The following is a 17,366-nucleotide window of genomic DNA, read 5'->3' as shown; positions in this document are numbered from 1 at the left end:
CCTAATTAATAAATGTATTCTTCTTTATTAGCCATCATTTCGTTGTAATCGTCTTTAGATCCTACGATAGTGTTATCGTATTCTCTCATACCAGTTCCCGCAGGAATTCTGTGTCCAACAATTACATTTTCTTTTAATCCTTCTAAATCATCTACTTTACCAGCTACAGCAGCTTCGTTAAGTACTTTTGTTGTTTCTTGGAAAGAAGCAGCAGAGATGAATGATTTAGTTTGTAACGAAGCTCTTGTAATACCTTGAAGAACTGGCGTTGCAGTTGCAGTAATTACGTCTCTTGCTACAACAAGATTTCTATCATTTCGTTTCAACAATGAATTTTCATCACGTAATTCACGAGGTGTAATGATCTGACCTGGTTTCAATACTGAAGAATCTCCAGCATCTTCAACTACTTTCATACCATATAATTTATCGTTTTGAACGATGAAATCTTTAGTATGAATTAATTGATCCTCTAAGAATAAAGTATCACCTGGATCCTGAACTCTTACTTTACGCATCATTTGACGAATAACTACCTCAAAGTGCTTGTCATTAATTTTTACCCCTTGTAAACGGTATACCTCTTGAATTTCATTTACCAAGTACTGTTGAACAGCAGCTGGACCTTGAATTCTTAAGATGTCATCTGGTGTAATTGCACCATCAGACAATGGAACTCCCGCTCTTACGAAGTCATTTTCTTGTACTAAGATTTGGCTAGAAAGTTTAACTAAATACTTTTTAATTTCACCAAATTTAGACTCGATAACGATCTCACGGTTACCTCTTTTAATTTTTCCGAAAGATACAACACCATCAATTTCAGACACAACTGCTGGGTTTGAAGGGTTACGAGCTTCAAGCAACTCCGTAATTCTTGGTAAACCTCCCGTGATATCACCTGCTTTAGAAGAACGACGAGGGATTTTTACTAATACCTTACCTGCTTTAATTTTCTCACCATTTTCAACCATTAAGTGTGCACCTACTGGTAAGTTGTAAGAACGAATCAATTCTCCTTCTTTACCATAAACCAATAAAGTTGGGATTAATTTTTTGTTTCTAGCCTCAGAAATTACTTTTTCTTGGAAACCAGTCTGCTCATCGATCTCAACCATGAATGATTGACCTTGTTCTAAATCTTCGTAAGCAATCTTACCAGTAAATTCAGAAACAATTACACCGTTATATGGATCCCACTTACAGATTACAGTTCCTTTTGCGACAGTATCACCATCATTTACAAAAATACTAGAACCGTAAGGAATGTTATGTGTATTTAAAACAATTCCAGTTTTCTCATCAACTAACTTTAATTCAGTTGAACGTGAAACAACGATATCAACAGAGTTTCCTTCTCCGTCTTCTCCTTTAACTGTTTTTAAATCTTCAATTTCAAGTCTACCGTTAAATCTTGTAATAATACTAGATTCTTCAGAAATACCTCCAGCAACCCCTCCAACGTGGAACGTACGAAGTGTTAACTGTGTACCTGGCTCTCCAATAGACTGAGCTGCAATAACTCCGACAGCTTCACCTCTTTGTGTCATCTTACCAGTAGCTAAGTTTCTACCGTAACATTTAGCACAAATTCCTTTTAAAGCTTCACATGTTAATGGAGATCTAACTTCTACTTTTTCAATTGGAGAAGCTTCGATAGTTCTCATAATTGATTCCGTAATTTGCTCTCCAGATTTAACCATTACTTCATTAGTAAGAGGATTAATAACATCTTGCAATGCAACACGTCCTAAGATTCTCTCACCTAAAGATTCAACGATTTCCTCATTTTTCTTCAATGCAGCAACTTCAACACCTCTAAGAGTTCCACAATCTTCGATGTTAACAATAACATCTTGAGAAACGTCATGAAGCCTTCTTGTTAAGTAACCAGCATCGGCCGTTTTAAGAGCCGTATCCGCAAGACCTTTACGAGCACCGTGAGTAGAAATAAAGTACTCAAGAATCGAAAGGCCTTCCTTAAAGTTAGAAAGAATCGGGTTTTCAATAATCTCACCACCACCAGCAGTAGATTTTTTAGGCTTAGCCATCAAACCACGCATACCAGTTAACTGACGAATCTGTTCCTTAGAACCCCTCGCTCCAGAGTCAAGCATCATATATACAGAGTTGAAACCTTGCTGGTCTTCTCTAATATTTTTCATTGCTAATTCTGTTAACTGCGCATTTGCTGAAGTCCATACGTCAATAACTTGGTTGTAACGCTCGTTATTTGTGATAAGACCCATGTTATAGTTAGTTGAGATACCTTCAACTTGCTCTCTAGCATCTGCAATTAACTTAGTTTTTTGTTCTGGAATTCTAATATCACCTAAAGAAAATGACAAACCTCCTCTAAATGCGAATTTATATCCCATATCTTTCATATTATCCAAGAAAGCTGCTGTAGTAGGTACATCAGTCACACTTAAAATGTGTCCGATAATATCTCTAAGGTTTTTCTTAGTCAATACGTCATTGATATATCCAGCTGCTTCAGGTACTACTTCGTTAAATAATACACGTCCTGCAGTTGTTTGAATAATTTGGTACACTAATTCTCCAGCTTCATTAAAATCTTTTGCTCTAATTTTCACACGAGCATTCAATTCTAATCTTCCTTCGTTTAATGCAATGTTTACTTCTTCAGCAGAATAGAAAGTCAAATCTTGACCTAAAATTTTGTGATCTTCTGTAGAAATACGCTCTTTGGTCATATAATATAGACCCAAGACCATGTCCTGAGAAGGTACAGTAATAGGCGCACCATTTGCAGGATTCAAGATATTATGAGAAGCCAACATTAATAATTGAGCCTCTAAAATAGCCTCTGGTCCTAATGGTAAGTGAACCGCCATCTGGTCACCATCGAAATCGGCGTTGAAAGCCGTACATACTAATGGGTGTAATTGGATCGCTTTTCCTTCAATTAATTTTGGCTGGAAAGCTTGAATACCAAGTCTGTGCAAAGTAGGAGCACGGTTAAGTAATACTGGGTGTCCTTTAATTACATTTTCAAGGATATCCCAAACTACTGGCTCTTTTTTGTCAATGATTTTCTTTGCAGATTTTACTGTTTTTACAATACCTCTTTCGATCAATTTACGGATAACGAAAGGCTTGTATAATTCAGATGCCATATCTTTTGGCAATCCACACTCATATAATTTTAACTCTGGACCAACAACAATTACCGAACGAGCAGAATAATCCACACGTTTTCCTAAAAGGTTTTGACGGAAACGTCCTTGCTTACCTTTTAATGAGTCAGATAATGATTTTAATGGTCTGTTAGATTCTGTTTTTACAGCAGAAGCTTTACGTGTGTTGTCAAATAATGAATCAACAGATTCTTGTAACATACGTTTCTCGTTTCTTAAGATAACTTCTGGAGCTTTAATCTCCATTAATCTTTTTAAACGGTTGTTACGGATGATTACACGACGATATAAATCGTTCAAATCTGAAGTTGCAAAACGACCTCCATCAAGTGGCACAAGCGGACGTAATTCTGGCGGGATAACTGGAACCACTTTCATAATCATCCATTCTGGACGGTTTTCGCGGTTTTCGTTAGACTCACGGAAAGACTCAACAACTTGTAATCTTTTTAAAGCTTCAGTTTTACGTTGTTTAGATGTTTCGTTGTTAGCGCTGTGTCTTAATTCATAAGATAAAGCATCTAAGTCAATACGAGCTAATAAATCCATAATACACTCTGCTCCCATTTTGGCAACAAATTTATTTGGATCTAAATCATCTAAATATTGGTTTTCTTGTGGAAGAGTATCTAAAATATTTAAATATTCTTCTTCAGTTAAGAAATCTAATCTTTGTAAAGATTCTCCATCTGCATTTTTAGCAATACCAGCTTGGATTACTACGTATCTTTCGTAGTAAATGATCATGTCTAATTTCTTAGATGGAAGACCAAGGATATAACCAATTTTATTTGGAAGAGAACGGAAATACCAAATGTGAGCAATTGGCACAACAAGGTTGATGTGTCCTACTCTATCACGACGTACTTTTTTCTCAGTAACTTCAACACCACAACGGTCACAGATGATACCTTTGTAACGAATTCTTTTATATTTACCACAAGCACACTCAAAATCCTTAACAGGTCCGAAGATTCTTTCGCAGAAAAGTCCGTCACGCTCAGGCTTGTGCGTTCTATAGTTGATAGTTTCTGGCTTTAAAACCTCTCCTCTTGATTCTTTCAAGATAGATTCTGGTGAAGCCAATCCAATTGAGATTTTATTAAATCTTTTAACTGGATTTTTATCTTTATTGTTTCTGTTATTCATCATAGTTTTTACTATTGATTTATTTGCAATTAAAAAATTGATTTTAGATTTATAATCTACTCTTTTAGAATAAAGAGTTAATCATTCAGCTACTACCTCGGGTTACTTCTCTAAACCTCAGAATTAAATTTGAAGTGCTAGTTATAAAATGCCTCGCATTTTTATAAAAAATCGGAACGGTTTACGGGTATAAATCTTTAAAAACTTTATAAATGAGTAATCAGTCCCATTAAAAAATGAGACTGATTACAAAACTTTTTTTTATTCTTCTAAACGAATGTCTAGTCCTAGACCTTTCAATTCGTGCATCAATACATTGAATGATTCTGGTAAACCTGGTTCTGGCATAGATTCACCTTTAACGATAGCCTCGTAAGTTTTAGCTCTACCAATAACGTCATCAGACTTAACAGTTAAGATCTCACGTAATGTGCTTGAAGCTCCATAAGCCTCAAGTGCCCAAACCTCCATCTCTCCAAAACGCTGACCTCCAAATTGAGCCTTACCTCCAAGTGGCTGTTGCGTAATCAATGAGTATGGTCCGATAGAACGTGCGTGCATCTTATCATCAACCATGTGTCCTAATTTAAGCATGTAAATTACACCCACAGTTGCTTTTTGTGCAAAACGCTCTCCAGTTCCACCATCATAAAGGTATGTATGTCCAAAACGTGGTACGTTAGCCTCATCAGTCAAAGCATTGATTTCGTCAAGAGAAGCACCGTCAAAAATTGGAGTAGCAAATTTTCTACCCAAGTTCATACCAGCCCATCCAAGAACAGTCTCATAAATCTGACCAATGTTCATACGTGAAGGTACCCCAAGTGGATTCAATACGATATCTACTGGTGTTCCATCTTCTAAGAAAGGCATATCTTCATGACGAACGATTCTAGCAACAATACCTTTGTTACCGTGACGACCTGCCATTTTATCCCCTACTTTCAATTTACGTTTCTTAGCAATATAAATCTTAGCTAATTTCAAGATTCCAGATGGTAATTCATCTCCAACTGTAATAGTGAATTTTTCTCTTCTTAAAGATCCTTGTAAGTCGTTCAGCTTAATTTTATAGTTATGAATTAAATCATTAACCATTTTATTTGTAGCGTCATCAGCAACCCATTGGCCTTTGCTTAAGTGAGCAAAATCTTCTACTGCGTAAAGCATTTTTTGAGTATATTTTTTACCTTTTGGTAAAACTTCTTCACCCAAATCATTCATTACACCTTGAGATGTTTTTCCGTTAACAATCAAGAATAATTTTTCAACTAATCTGTCTTTTAATTCAACAAATTTAGTTTCAAACTCCATTTCTAAAGCGCCTAAAGCATCTTTATCTTGAGTACGTTTACGTTTATCTTTTACGGCTCTTGCAAATAATTTTTTGTCAAGAACTACACCATGTAAAGATGGAGAAGCTTTTAATGAAGCATCTTTTACATCACCTGCTTTATCCCCGAAGATTGCACGAAGCAATTTCTCCTCTGGAGTAGGATCTGATTCTCCTTTTGGTGTAATTTTTCCGATTAAAATGTCGCCAGGTTTAACCTCTGCTCCAATTCTAATCATACCGTTTTCATCTAAATCTTTAGTAGCTTCTTCAGAAACGTTAGGAATATCGTTTGTTAACTCTTCGTTTCCTAACTTAGTATCTCTAACCTCTAATGAATAATCATCAACGTGGATAGAAGTAAAAATATCATCACGAACTACTTTTTCAGAAATTACAATCGCATCCTCGAAGTTATACCCTTTCCATGGCATGAACGCAACTTTTAAGTTTCTACCTAAAGCTAATTCACCATTTTGAGTAGCATATCCTTCAGACAATACTTGCCCAGGAACAACTCTATCACCTTTTCTTACGATAGGTTTCAAGTTGATACTTGTACCTTGATTGGTTTTTCTAAATTTAATTAAGTTGTAAGTTTTCTCATCAGCATCAAAACTAACCATTCTCTCATCTTCAGTACGATCGTATTTAATAGTAATGATATTAGCATCAACATACTCAACAGTACCATGCCCTTCAGCATTGATTAATACTCTTGAATCTGAAGCTACTTGACGCTCTAAACCTGTACCAACAATCGGCGCTTCAGGACGGATCAAAGGAACTGCCTGACGCATCATGTTTGATCCCATCAACGCACGGTTAGCATCATCATGCTCCAAGAAAGGAATTAAAGATGCAGAAATCGATGCAATTTGGTTAGGAGCAACGTCTGTATAATGTACTGATGTTGGTTCAACAACTGGGAAGTCACCTTCCTCACGAGCAATAACATTGCTAGCTGTAATTTTACCAGAAGCATCCATTTCAATGTTTGCCTGAGCAATCATTTTTCCTTCTTCTTCTTCAGCACTTAAATAAATAGGTGTACTTTCTAAATCAACTACACCATCAGTAACTTTACGGTAAGGAGTCTCAATAAATCCCATTCCGTTTACTTTTGCATAAACACCAAGAGATGAAATCAAACCAATGTTTGGTCCCTCAGGAGTTTCAATCGGACATAAACGACCATAGTGAGTATAGTGAACGTCACGAACCTCGAAACCAGCTCTCTCTCTCGAAAGTCCACCTGGTCCTAGTGCAGAAAGTCTTCTTTTGTGTGTAATCTCAGCTAATGGATTCGTTTGATCCATAAATTGAGATAACTGGTTAGTACCAAAGAAAGAGTTGATAACTGATGATAATGTTTTAGCATTAATCAAATCAATTGGTGTAAACACCTCGTTATCTCTAACGTTCATTCTCTCACGAATAGTTCTAGCCATACGTGCTAAACCTACACCGAATTGTTGAGACAATTGTTCACCAACTGTTCTAACACGACGGTTTGATAAGTGATCGATATCATCAATCTCTGCTTTAGAGTTAATTAATTCGATCAAATATTTTACGATTGTAATGATATCTTCTTTAGTAAGCACTTGCTTATCCATTGGGATATCTAAATCTAATTTTTTGTTCATTCTGTAACGACCTACTTCACCTAAGTTGTAACGTTGGTCAGAGAAGAACAATTTATCTATAATACCACGAGCAGTTTCCTCATCAGGCGGTTCAGCGTTACGCAACTGACGGTAAATGTGCTCTACAGCTTCTTTTTCAGAGTTTGTTGGATCTTTTTGTAACGTATTGTGGATAATAGCATAATCTGCTTGGTTATTATCCTCCTTGTGTAACAAGATAGATTTAACGTTAGAATCGATGATCTCTTCTACATTATCTTTGTCGATAATAGTATCACGATCAAGGATGATTTCATTACGTTCGATAGAAACTACCTCTCCAGTATCTTCATCAACGAAATCCTCGTGCCATGTATTCAAAACACGCGCAGCAAGTCTTCTTCCAATATATTTTTTAATTCCTGTTTTAGAAACTTTAATTTCTTCAGCTAAGTCGAAAATTTCAAGGATATCCTTATCTCTTTCGAATCCAATTGCACGGAATAAAGTTGTTACAGGTAATTTTTTCTTTCTATCGATATAAGCGTACATTACACTATTGATATCTGTAGAAAATTCTATCCAAGAACCTTTAAAAGGAATTACTCTGGCAGAATATAGTTTTGTTCCATTTGCGTGGAATGATTGTCCAAAGAAAACCCCAGGAGAACGGTGTAATTGAGATACTACTACACGCTCGGCACCATTAATAACAAAGGTACCACTTGGAGTCATATAAGGAATTGTACCTAGATAAACATCTTGTACAATTGTTTCAAAATCTTCGTGTTCTGGATCTGTACAGTATAGTTTCAACCTAGCTTTTAAAGGCACACTATAAGTAAGACCTCTCTCTATACATTCTTGAATTGTATAACGTGGTGGATCAACAAAATAATCTAGGAACTCCAATACAAAGTTGTTTCTTGTATCTGTGATTGGAAAGTTTTCCATGAAGGTGTTGTATAACCCTTCGTTGCCTCTTTCGTCAGATTTCGTTTCTAATTGAAAGAAATCTTTAAAAGATTTAACCTGAACATCTAAGAAATCTGGATAGTCAGGAATATTTTTTGTAGAGGCAAAATTCAATCTTTCAGTCTGATTTGTTATCATCAATGGACAAAATTTTGATTAAAAAAAAGTAATTTTTGTGTAAACACACACTGTTTAATCTATACTTTCTTATTATAATCAATACATCTTTAAAAATAAACTGTAAAAAAGAGTTCAATTTTTTGTCTTCGTATTGATCAAAAACTTTTTCGTATTTTAAACTATTTGATAATAAAACTTGATCTATTTTATTATACGAAAAATGGTTTAGACCCTTGGATGATTCCATCCAAGGTCTAAACCTAGTTCTAAACTGCGTTTTGTTATTTTAACTCAACAACAGCTCCAGCTTCTTCTAATGCTTTTTTAAGACCTTCAGCCTCTTCTTTAGAAACACCTTCTTTAACGTTACTTGGAGCACCGTCAACTACATCTTTAGCTTCTTTAAGACCTAAACCTGTAAGTTCTTTAACTAATTTTACAACAGCTAATTTAGAAGCTCCAGCTTCTTTTAATACAACTGTAAATTCAGTTTGTGCTTCTTCAGCAGCACCTTCTCCACCACCAGCAGCAACTACTACAGCTGCAGCAGCAGGCTCGATACCATACTCGTCTTTTAATATTGTTGCTAATTCGTTAACTTCTTTAACTGTTAAGTTAACTAATTGTTCTGCGAATTGTTTCAAATCTGCCATTTTTTCTATCGTTTAAAATGATTTGTAAAATTATATTTTGTTTATTGTGCGCTATTTAAGCTGTAAGAGAAATTCTCTTACAATAATTATTATGCTTCAGCTTCTTCTTCGCTACCAGCGAATTTGTTTTGTAAAGCAGAAATAATTCTTTGAGCTGGAGATTGTAACAATCCAATAAGCTCTCCAAGAAGTTCTTCTTTAGATTTAATAGTTGCTAATGCATCTAATTGATTATCTCCAATATAAACTTCATTATTGATGAAAGCACCTTTTAAAACTGGTTTATCAGATTTCTTACGGAAATCTTTGATGATTTTTCCAGGAGCATTAGCTACATCAGAAATGAATATAGCACTATTACCAGTCAATACTGAAGGTAAATCACCATAATCATTAGCAGAAGCTTCCATTGCTTTTGCAAGCAAAGTGTTCTTAACAACTTCTAATTTGATTCCTGCTTTAAAACAAGCTCTACGTAAGTTTGAAGTTGTTTCTGCGTTTAATCCAGAAATATCAGATACATAAATGATATTTGTACCAGCTAACTGCGCAGTTAAATTTTCAATCGCGATTGATTTTTCTTCTCTAGTCATACTAAAAATTTTTAACTACCAATTATACTGCTTTAGGATCCAATGCAATAGCTGGACTCATAGTGCTTGTAAGGTGAATACCTTTAATGTATGTACCTTTAGCAGCAGTTGGTTTAAGTTTTATTAATGTTTGAATAATTTCGTGTGCGTTGTCAACAATTTGCTCAGCTCCAAAAGAAACTTTACCAATTCCTGCGTGAACGATACCAGTTTTGTCAACTTTAAAGTCAATTTTACCAGCTTTAACCTCTTGAACAGCTTTAGCAACATCCATAGTTACTGTACCTGTTTTAGGGTTTGGCATTAAACCTCTAGGTCCTAAAATACGACCTAATGGACCTAATTTACCCATAACAGCAGGCATAGTAATGATCACATCAACATCTGTCCAACCGTCTTTAATTTTTTGTAAATAATCGTCAAGACCTACATAATCAGCCCCAGCTTCTTTAGCTTCCGCTTCTTTATCTGGAGTAACCAATGCTAATACTTTAACGTCTTTACCTGTTCCGTGAGGTAATGTAACCACACCTCTAACCATTTGATTCGCTTTTCTTGGATCTACACCCAAACGAACTGCGATATCAACAGACTCATCAAATTTTGCAGAAGCAACTACTTTTATTAATGCAGCTGCATCTTTAAGAGAATATAGTTTGTTCTTTTCAATTTTTGAAGCAGCCTCTTTTTGCTTTTTTGTTAATTTTGCCATGTCTTTTTCTTAATTAAAAAGGAGCGTCTCCTGATACAGTTATACCCATAGATCTAGCTGTTCCAGCAACCATACTCATTGCAGCTTCCACAGTGAAAGCGTTTAAGTCTGGCATTTTGTCTTCAGCAATAGTTCTAATTTGTTCCCAAGTAACGCTAGCTACTTTTTTACGATTAGGCTCACCAGAACCAGATTTTAGCTTTGCAGCTTCCATTAACTGAACCGCTGCTGGAGGAGTCTTAACAACAAAATCAAATGATTTGTCTTTGTACACAGTGATTTGCACTGGACAAATTTTGCCAGGTTTATCTTGAGTTCTAGCATTAAATTGCTTACAAAACTCCATGATATTAACCCCAGCAGCTCCTAAAGCAGGTCCAACCGGTGGCGACGGGTTCGCAGCACCTCCCTTAACTTGTAGTTTAACTACCTTACTAATTTCTTTAGCCATTTTTAAAAAATTTAACACTGTAATCAATGGAAGCGATTACAATGGTTATTATAGTGTAACAAAAAATTATACTTTTTCTACTTGCATAAAGCTTAATTCTAATGGTGTTTTTCTTCCGAAAATCTTAACCATAACCTCAAGTTTACGCTTCTCTTCATTGATTTTTTCAACAGAACCATTAAATCCGTTAAAAGGACCATCAATAACCTTAACAGTCTCGCCAACACTAAATGGTATAGATCTTGTATCTGTATTTACAGCCAATTCATCTACCTTACCTAACATACGGTTAACTTCAGAAAGTCTCAAAGGAACAGGTTCCCCGCCTTTAGTCTCTCCTAAAAAACCAATAACACTAGTAATTGACTTAATAATATGAGGTATCTCACCAACCAAGTTGGCTTCGATCATAACATATCCAGGAAAATAAACTTTATCCTTAGACATTTTCTTTCCCTCTTTTACAGTAACTACTTTTTCTGTAGGCACTAAAACCTGGGAAACATAATCACCCATACCTAATCTGGCAATTTCAGTTTCGATATAAGCTTTGACTTTGTTTTCTTGTCCGCTTACAGCTCTAACTACATACCATTTTTTCACATTATTATCTGCCATCACAAAAAAATTATCCTTTTAACCAGTTAAAAAATCCAGCCAAAGCTTTTGCAAAAAATTCATCTACTCCCCATGTTGCCAAAGCGAATAAGATAGAAAATACAGCCACAACAATTGTCAATTTTTGAACTTCAGCCCAAGCTGGCCAAGTAACATTTGACTTTAACTCTTCGAAAGCCTCTGATAAATAATTAGTAACTTTTGTCATTTGATATATTTTTTTATTGCACGGGCGGAGGGATTCGAACCCCCATCAACGGTTTTGGAGACCGCTATTCTACCCTTGAACTACGCCCGTAATTAAAAGCCAGTGACCTCATTTAAGAAAGTCAACTGGCTTTTTAATATTTATAGAAATTATTCTAAAATTTCAGTAACCTGACCAGCACCTACTGTTCTACCACCTTCACGGATAGCAAAACGTAAACCTACGTTCATTGCGATTGGGCTTAATAAAGCAACCTCAATTGTCAAGTTATCACCTGGCATTACCATCTCTACACCTGCTGGTAAAGAAATAACTCCTGTTACGTCAGTTGTACGTACGTAGAACTGTGGACGGTAGTTATTGTGGAATGGAGTGTGACGTCCACCTTCTTCTTTTTTCAAGATATAAACCTCAGCTTTGAATTTAGCGTGTGGTTTTACTGAACCTGGCTTAATAATAACCATACCTCTTTTGATATCAGCTTTATCAATACCTCTTAACAATAAACCTACGTTATCTCCAGCTTCTCCTCTGTCAAGGATTTTACGGAACATCTCAACTCCTGTAATAGTAGAAGTTAATTTTTCAGCTCCCATACCAATGATTTCAACAGGATCTCCTGTATTAGCAATACCAGTTTCGATACGACCTGTAGCAACAGTTCCACGACCTGTAATTGTAAATACGTCCTCTACTGGCATCAAGAATGGTTTAGCTACGTCACGTACTGGCTCTTCGATCCAAGCATCAACAGCATCCATCAATTCTAAAATTTTAGGAACCCATGCAGCATCATTATTCAATCCTCCTAAAGCAGAACCTTGAATAACTGGACCATTATCTCCATCATATTCGTAGAAAGATAATAAATCTCTAATTTCCATCTCAACAAGCTCTAACAACTCAGCATCATCAACCATATCCACTTTGTTCATGAAAACAACGATTCTTGGAATACCAACCTGACGACCTAAAAGGATGTGCTCACGAGTTTGTGGCATTGGACCATCTGTAGCAGCAACTACTAAGATAGCTCCGTCCATTTGAGCTGCTCCAGTAACCATGTTCTTTACGTAATCCGCGTGACCTGGACAGTCAACGTGAGCGTAGTGACGGTTAGCTGTTTCATACTCTACGTGTGATGTATTAATAGTAATACCTCTTTCTTTCTCCTCTGGAGCGTTATCGATTTGATCAAACGATTTTGCTTGACAGTAACCAGCATCTGACAATACTTTAGTAATTGCAGCAGTTAATGTAGTTTTTCCGTGATCCACGTGTCCAATTGTACCTATGTTTAAGTGCGGTTTGGAACGATTAAAATTCTCCTTTGCCATTTTACTTAATTTTTAATCTTAGTTATATATTAATTTTCAATTTCCTACTTACTTGAGCCAATGTCGGGATTTGAACCCGAGACCTCTTCCTTACCAAGGAAGCACTCTACCCCTGAGCTACACCGGCAGAGAGTTCTGATTTTAGATTCCGAATTTAGATTTCAGATTTTCAAAATCTAAAACCCAAAATCTCACCTTCTTTTTTTGTGGGGAGAGCAGGATTCGAACCTGCGAAGTTCACACAGCAGATTTACAGTCTGCCCTCGTTGGCCGCTTGAGTATCTCCCCTAATTTTTTAATTCCATTATTTTAAGAACGAATTTCAAATCGCATTTGAAACTTTTTTTGAGCCGATAGAGGGACTCGAACCCACGACCTGCTGATTACAAATCAGCTGCTCTAGCCAGCTGAGCTACATCGGCGAATGCATTAAAAAAGTCCGCTATTTCTAACGGACTGCAAATGTAGGTATTTTATCTTTTAATCAAAACATTTTTTAAAAAAAATTTCAATTAAATATGTGCTCTTATTTTTTCTTTCCTTTTTACAAGCAAACGTTCTAAAGATTCTGCAGAAAGCTCTACCGCCTCCTCAAATGTCTTACACTGTTTTTTTACCAAAAAATCATCACCAGGAACATTAATCTTTATCTCTACCACCTTATTTTCTTTATCACTTGTTCTTTCAACTTTTAAAAAAACATCTGAAGAAACCACTCGATCGTAGTATTTTTCTAACTTATCCATTCTTTCCTGAATAAAATCGACCAATTTTCTGTCGACAGTAAAATTAACTGCATGAACATCTACCTTCATAATACAAATTTTAGGATTTAACATTTAGAATTATCACTTATTTCTAGGATGCGCACCTTTATATACTTTTTTAAGCTCCGCCAAACTATTATGAGTATAAACTTGTGTAGACGCCAAACTAGAATGCCCTAATAATTCTTTAACTGAATTCAAATCTGCCCCATTATTCAATAAGTGAGTTGCAAAAGTATGACGAAGCACATGCGGACTTTTCTTCACCTTTTCTGAGACCCTACTAAAGTATGAATTTATTAATCGATAAACAAAAGATTCACTCAATTTTAACCCTTTTTTCGAAATAAAAAAATAGTCCGAATCCACAATATTACCCAAACCATCTCTCTCCTTTATATAAGAATCAATTTGATCTACTATAATTGGTAAAATAGGAATAATACGTTCTTTATTTCTTTTTCCTAAAACTTTTATAACACCAGCCGAACGATCAACATTTTTAATCATTAAATGAATTAATTCAGCACGACGCATTCCCGTAACATAAAACATTTCAACAATAAGCTTATCACGAACTTCTTCAAAACCTACCGGGACTTCAATTTGACTTAATAAATCCTTCAATTCTTTTTCAGAAAAAGGAACCTGAACAACTTTTGGCGTTTTTAAAGCCTTATGTTTCAACATCGGATTAATCTCAATCTGTTTTGTTTTTAAAAGGAATTTATAAAATGCTTTTAAAGAGGCCATCTTTCTATTAACAGAAACATTAGAAATATTTTGATCAACCAAAAAAACAATCCAGCTCCTAACCTGACTATAATTTACAGCATCAATATTATCCTGATCAAAAGATTCAACAACAAAAGACTCAAAAGAAACAATATCATTTAGATATGCCCCAACCGTATGAGGAGAATATTTTTTCTCTAACAAAAGATAATCCCTAAAAGCTTCTTTATTTGTTTTCATCAAAATTGAATCTAAAAATTAAGCACAAAAAAACCGTTAGCATCAAAATTAAAACATTTTGACCACTAACGGTAATTATTTTTGAAAAGCTAATACTAACTCTCTAAACTATCTTTCAAGCCTTGGATATAAGCAGCTTTTTGAATTTGAGCTCTTTTGATAACAGAAGGCTTAATAAAAGCAGTACGTGCTCTTAATTGACGAACAGTTCCTGTTTTATCAAATTTTCTTTTATAGCGCTTTAATGCTCTATCGATATTTTCTCCGTCTTTAATTGGTATAATTAACATAATATAGACACCTCCTCTCGTTAAGGCTGCAAATGTAAATATTAATTATGAATTATGAGTTATAAATTACGAATTATTTTTAAAAAGAGAGAAAAGATGATAGAACAAAGAAAATAGACATAATATTCTTTATTCTTTATTCTTTAGTCTTTAGTCTTTCAATAAATTTCTTGAAATAACTAATTTTTGAATTTCAGTTGTTCCTTCTCCTATAGTACATAATTTCGAATCTCTATAAAATTTTTCTACAGGAAAATCTTTTGTATAGCCATATCCTCCATGAATCTGAACTGCATCATTCGCTATTTTAACACAAGCTTCTGAAGCATACATCTTTGCCATAGCTCCGGATGTAGTTACTGGTTTATGCTGTTGTTTTAAGAAAGCTGCTTTGTGCAGTAATAACTCCGAAGCTTCAATCTCAGTTGCCATGTCTGCCAATTTAAAAGAAATACCTTGAAAGTTACTTATCGGCTGACCAAACTGATGTCTTTCTTTTGAATATTTTAATGCTGCTTCATAAGCTCCTTTTGCTATTCCTAAAGATAAAGCTCCGATGGAAATTCTTCCACCATCCAAGATTTTCATAGCCTGAACAAAACCTTGTCCCACTTCACCTAATCTATTTTCATCCGGTACTCGGCAATTATCAAAAACTAACTCTGCAGTTTCGCTTGCTCGCATCCCTAATTTATTTTCTTTTTTTCCTGACGAAAAACCAGCCATCCCTTTTTCAAAAACAAAAGCGGTCATTCCTTTAGAATCACCTTTTTCTCCAGTACGTACTATAACAACTGCTATGTCCCCAGAAATTGCATGAGTTATGAAATTTTTTGCTCCATTTACAATCCAATGATCTCCGTCTCTAACGGCTGTTGTATTCATTCCTCCTGCATCAGAACCTGTATTATGTTCTGTTAATCCCCATGCTCCTATATATTCTGCCGTAGCTAATTTTGGAAGCCATTTTTTCTTTTGTTGTTCATTTCCGAAGGTTAAAATGTGGTTAGTACATAAGGAATTATGTGCCGCAACTGATAATCCTATTGAAGGATCTACTTTTGAAATTTCTTCAATTACAGTAACATATTCGTGATACCCCAAACCTGAACCACCATATTCTTCGGGTACTAGAACTCCCATAAAGCCCATTTCGCCAAGTTGTTTGAACAATGGGATTGGAAAAATCTGCGATTCATCCCATTCCATTATATAAGGTTTTATATTTTTTTCAGCAAAGTCTTTTATCGACTGCGCTATCATCTGCTGTGTTTCGTTGTAATCAAAATTCATTAGTTACTTTCTTTTAGAACTCCAAATATAAACTAATTATTTTTGCTTTTTCAACAGGAAAATCTTTAATTTTTGCTAAATCCTCAATATTATTAAAATTTCCATTCATGCTTCTGTACGTGACAATCTGTTTTGCCAGTGTATATCTGAAATATGGAAACTGGGATAATTCTTTTAAAGAAGCATTATTTACATCTATTTTTTTTATAGTTGAGGGAATAACAACTTTAAAATGGCTCTTTAGCTCAGTTATAACCTCTGGCGAAAGCCCCCAAACTTCTTGCATTTGGTCCATTGACACAAAACATCCTAGAATTTCTTTCTGCTTTAGTATTCTAGACGATAAGCCTTCTCCAATTCCATAAATTTTTATTAGATCTTCTTGTGTTGCTTTATTGATATCTAATACTTCAAACTTCTCAACTTTTTTTGAAAAGCTCTTCGCAGTATATTCTGTTTTTTCTGTTTGGAAACGTGTTTTATTCTGAACCCAATCTGGGAATTTAAATAAAGTAGAAATCTTATTTAATAATGAATCTGAAACTCCCGTAACCTTTTGAAATTCTTCTGCTGAATTTACATATTTATTTTCTTTACGAAATGCTATCAGGCGATCAATTTGTTCAACTGACATTCCAAGTTTATATCCTTTATAGTCCGAAATAAAATTTGGATTAAATAGATAATTTACTGGCTTCCTATTTTGTTTAATAGATTTTTGTTCATCAATATCTGATTGATAAGCCATCCATTCTTCTTTATTAGGGCTTTTGGTTTCTGAAGTACTAAAATCTGAAAACAAGTAGAATAATTGCAATGATATTATAATTATAAACAGGATAAAGATTCCTATTCGTTGATGTTTTGTAAAATGCAAATACTTATTTAAATGTGTGAAATTCATAAACAAAAAAGAGTTTTAAATTTATTCAAAATTAAAAATCAGAAAAATCTTTCAAATTTATTAAGAAAATTAGTAAGAAAATAGTTTTTAAAAAAATTATCAAATCTGCTACAAAAGAGCAATTAATTTAATGAATATCAATACTTAAAGAAGCATCCTTGAGAGTCCTTTAAAAAAATTCAATAATTTATAACTTAAA

General features: G+C 34.7%; 14 protein-coding genes and 4 tRNA genes. All 18 read right to left on the bottom strand.

The annotated features are described in order from the left end of the window. Window positions 1-5: 5 nt before the first annotated feature. Window positions 6-4,313, bottom strand: coding sequence for a DNA-directed RNA polymerase subunit beta' (gene rpoC / locus EDB96_RS05595; protein ID WP_057117051.1), 4,308 nt, complete (start codon window positions 4,311-4,313; stop codon window positions 6-8). A 258-nt stretch (window positions 4,314-4,571) separates the two neighbouring features. Continuing rightward, entirely contained in the window at window positions 4,572-8,384 is a 3,813-nt protein-coding gene (gene rpoB / locus EDB96_RS05590) for a DNA-directed RNA polymerase subunit beta (RefSeq protein WP_057117052.1), read from the bottom strand. Window positions 8,385-8,647: 263 nt separating this feature from the next. Then, window positions 8,648-9,019: a 50S ribosomal protein L7/L12 gene (gene rplL, locus EDB96_RS05585; protein WP_026730429.1), complete on the bottom strand. Its 372-nt coding sequence runs from the start codon at window positions 9,017-9,019 to the stop codon at window positions 8,648-8,650. Window positions 9,020-9,108: 89 nt separating this feature from the next. After that, window positions 9,109-9,612 (bottom strand): 50S ribosomal protein L10, encoded by a 504-nt coding sequence (rplJ, locus tag EDB96_RS05580; protein WP_057117054.1) that lies wholly within the window; start codon window positions 9,610-9,612, stop codon window positions 9,109-9,111. Between the two features lie 22 nt (window positions 9,613-9,634). Next, window positions 9,635-10,324, bottom strand: a complete 690-nt coding sequence (gene rplA / locus EDB96_RS05575; protein WP_057117055.1) for a 50S ribosomal protein L1 — start codon at window positions 10,322-10,324, stop codon at window positions 9,635-9,637. A gap of 13 nt (window positions 10,325-10,337) precedes the next feature. Continuing rightward, complete coding sequence (gene rplK / locus EDB96_RS05570; protein ID WP_057117056.1) at window positions 10,338-10,775, bottom strand: 50S ribosomal protein L11; 438 nt, start codon at window positions 10,773-10,775, stop codon at window positions 10,338-10,340. A gap of 66 nt (window positions 10,776-10,841) precedes the next feature. Next, window positions 10,842-11,393 (bottom strand): transcription termination/antitermination protein NusG, encoded by a 552-nt coding sequence (nusG, locus tag EDB96_RS05565; RefSeq protein WP_057117057.1) that lies wholly within the window; start codon window positions 11,391-11,393, stop codon window positions 10,842-10,844. Window positions 11,394-11,403: 10 nt separating this feature from the next. Next, the gene (secE, locus tag EDB96_RS05560; RefSeq protein ID WP_008466927.1) at window positions 11,404-11,601 is read right to left on the bottom strand and encodes a preprotein translocase subunit SecE; all 198 of its coding nucleotides are present in this window, start codon (window positions 11,599-11,601) and stop codon (window positions 11,404-11,406) included. Between the two features lie 19 nt (window positions 11,602-11,620). Then, window positions 11,621-11,691: transfer RNA gene (locus tag EDB96_RS05555), tRNA-Trp, on the bottom strand. A gap of 59 nt (window positions 11,692-11,750) precedes the next feature. Continuing rightward, window positions 11,751-12,938, bottom strand: a complete 1,188-nt coding sequence (tuf, locus tag EDB96_RS05550) for an elongation factor Tu (RefSeq protein ID WP_057117058.1) — start codon at window positions 12,936-12,938, stop codon at window positions 11,751-11,753. Window positions 12,939-12,993: 55 nt separating this feature from the next. Beyond that, window positions 12,994-13,065, bottom strand: a tRNA-Thr gene (locus EDB96_RS05545). 80 nt (window positions 13,066-13,145) lie between these two features. Then, window positions 13,146-13,226: transfer RNA gene (locus EDB96_RS05540), tRNA-Tyr, on the bottom strand. Between the two features lie 60 nt (window positions 13,227-13,286). Further along, window positions 13,287-13,360: transfer RNA gene (locus EDB96_RS05535), tRNA-Thr, on the bottom strand. A 90-nt stretch (window positions 13,361-13,450) separates the two neighbouring features. Further along, complete coding sequence (gene hpf, locus EDB96_RS05530) at window positions 13,451-13,753, bottom strand: ribosome hibernation-promoting factor, HPF/YfiA family (protein ID WP_057117059.1); 303 nt, start codon at window positions 13,751-13,753, stop codon at window positions 13,451-13,453. A 33-nt stretch (window positions 13,754-13,786) separates the two neighbouring features. Further along, a complete protein-coding gene (locus EDB96_RS05525; protein ID WP_134139595.1) occupies window positions 13,787-14,680 on the bottom strand; it encodes a tyrosine-type recombinase/integrase in 894 nt (297 codons plus the stop codon). Between the two features lie 95 nt (window positions 14,681-14,775). After that, window positions 14,776-14,970, bottom strand: coding sequence for a 30S ribosomal protein S21 (gene rpsU, locus EDB96_RS05520; RefSeq protein ID WP_026730435.1), 195 nt, complete (start codon window positions 14,968-14,970; stop codon window positions 14,776-14,778). Window positions 14,971-15,120: 150 nt separating this feature from the next. Continuing rightward, window positions 15,121-16,263, bottom strand: coding sequence for an acyl-CoA dehydrogenase family protein (locus EDB96_RS05515; RefSeq protein WP_134139594.1), 1,143 nt, complete (start codon window positions 16,261-16,263; stop codon window positions 15,121-15,123). 13 nt (window positions 16,264-16,276) lie between these two features. Beyond that, a complete protein-coding gene (locus EDB96_RS05510; protein ID WP_134139592.1) occupies window positions 16,277-17,167 on the bottom strand; it encodes a helix-hairpin-helix domain-containing protein in 891 nt (296 codons plus the stop codon). Between the last annotated feature and the right edge of the window lie 199 nt (window positions 17,168-17,366).

The organism is Flavobacterium sp. S87F.05.LMB.W.Kidney.N (assembly GCF_004366435.1).
Lineage (GTDB): Bacteria > Bacteroidota > Bacteroidia > Flavobacteriales > Flavobacteriaceae > Flavobacterium.
Note: the sequence above shows the minus strand (reverse complement) of the source record. Positions and strands in the feature narration are given on the sequence as shown.

Excerpts from the sequence above, each read along its gene's own strand:
- hpf (WP_057117059.1), bottom strand. The coding sequence starts at position 13,753 with ATGAAGGTAGATGTTCATGCAGTTAATTTTACTGTCGACAGAAAATTG.
- EDB96_RS05525 (WP_134139595.1), bottom strand. The coding sequence starts at position 14,680 with ATGAAAACAAATAAAGAAGCTTTTAGGGATTATCTTTTGTTAGAGAAA.
- EDB96_RS05510 (WP_134139592.1), bottom strand. The coding sequence starts at position 17,167 with ATGAATTTCACACATTTAAATAAGTATTTGCATTTTACAAAACATCAA.
- rplL (WP_026730429.1), bottom strand. The coding sequence starts at position 9,019 with ATGGCAGATTTGAAACAATTCGCAGAACAATTAGTTAACTTAACAGTT.
- EDB96_RS05515 (WP_134139594.1), bottom strand. The coding sequence starts at position 16,263 with ATGAATTTTGATTACAACGAAACACAGCAGATGATAGCGCAGTCGATA.
- tuf (WP_057117058.1), bottom strand. The coding sequence starts at position 12,938 with ATGGCAAAGGAGAATTTTAATCGTTCCAAACCGCACTTAAACATAGGT.
- rpsU (WP_026730435.1), bottom strand. The coding sequence starts at position 14,970 with ATGTTAATTATACCAATTAAAGACGGAGAAAATATCGATAGAGCATTA.
- rpoC (WP_057117051.1), bottom strand. The coding sequence starts at position 4,313 with ATGATGAATAACAGAAACAATAAAGATAAAAATCCAGTTAAAAGATTT.
- nusG (WP_057117057.1), bottom strand. The coding sequence starts at position 11,393 with ATGGCAGATAATAATGTGAAAAAATGGTATGTAGTTAGAGCTGTAAGC.
- rplA (WP_057117055.1), bottom strand. The coding sequence starts at position 10,324 with ATGGCAAAATTAACAAAAAAGCAAAAAGAGGCTGCTTCAAAAATTGAA.
- rpoB (WP_057117052.1), bottom strand. The coding sequence starts at position 8,384 with ATGATAACAAATCAGACTGAAAGATTGAATTTTGCCTCTACAAAAAAT.
- rplK (WP_057117056.1), bottom strand. The coding sequence starts at position 10,775 with ATGGCTAAAGAAATTAGTAAGGTAGTTAAACTACAAGTTAAGGGAGGT.
- secE (WP_008466927.1), bottom strand. The coding sequence starts at position 11,601 with ATGACAAAAGTTACTAATTATTTATCAGAGGCTTTCGAAGAGTTAAAG.
- rplJ (WP_057117054.1), bottom strand. The coding sequence starts at position 9,612 with ATGACTAGAGAAGAAAAATCAATCGCGATTGAAAATTTAACTGCGCAG.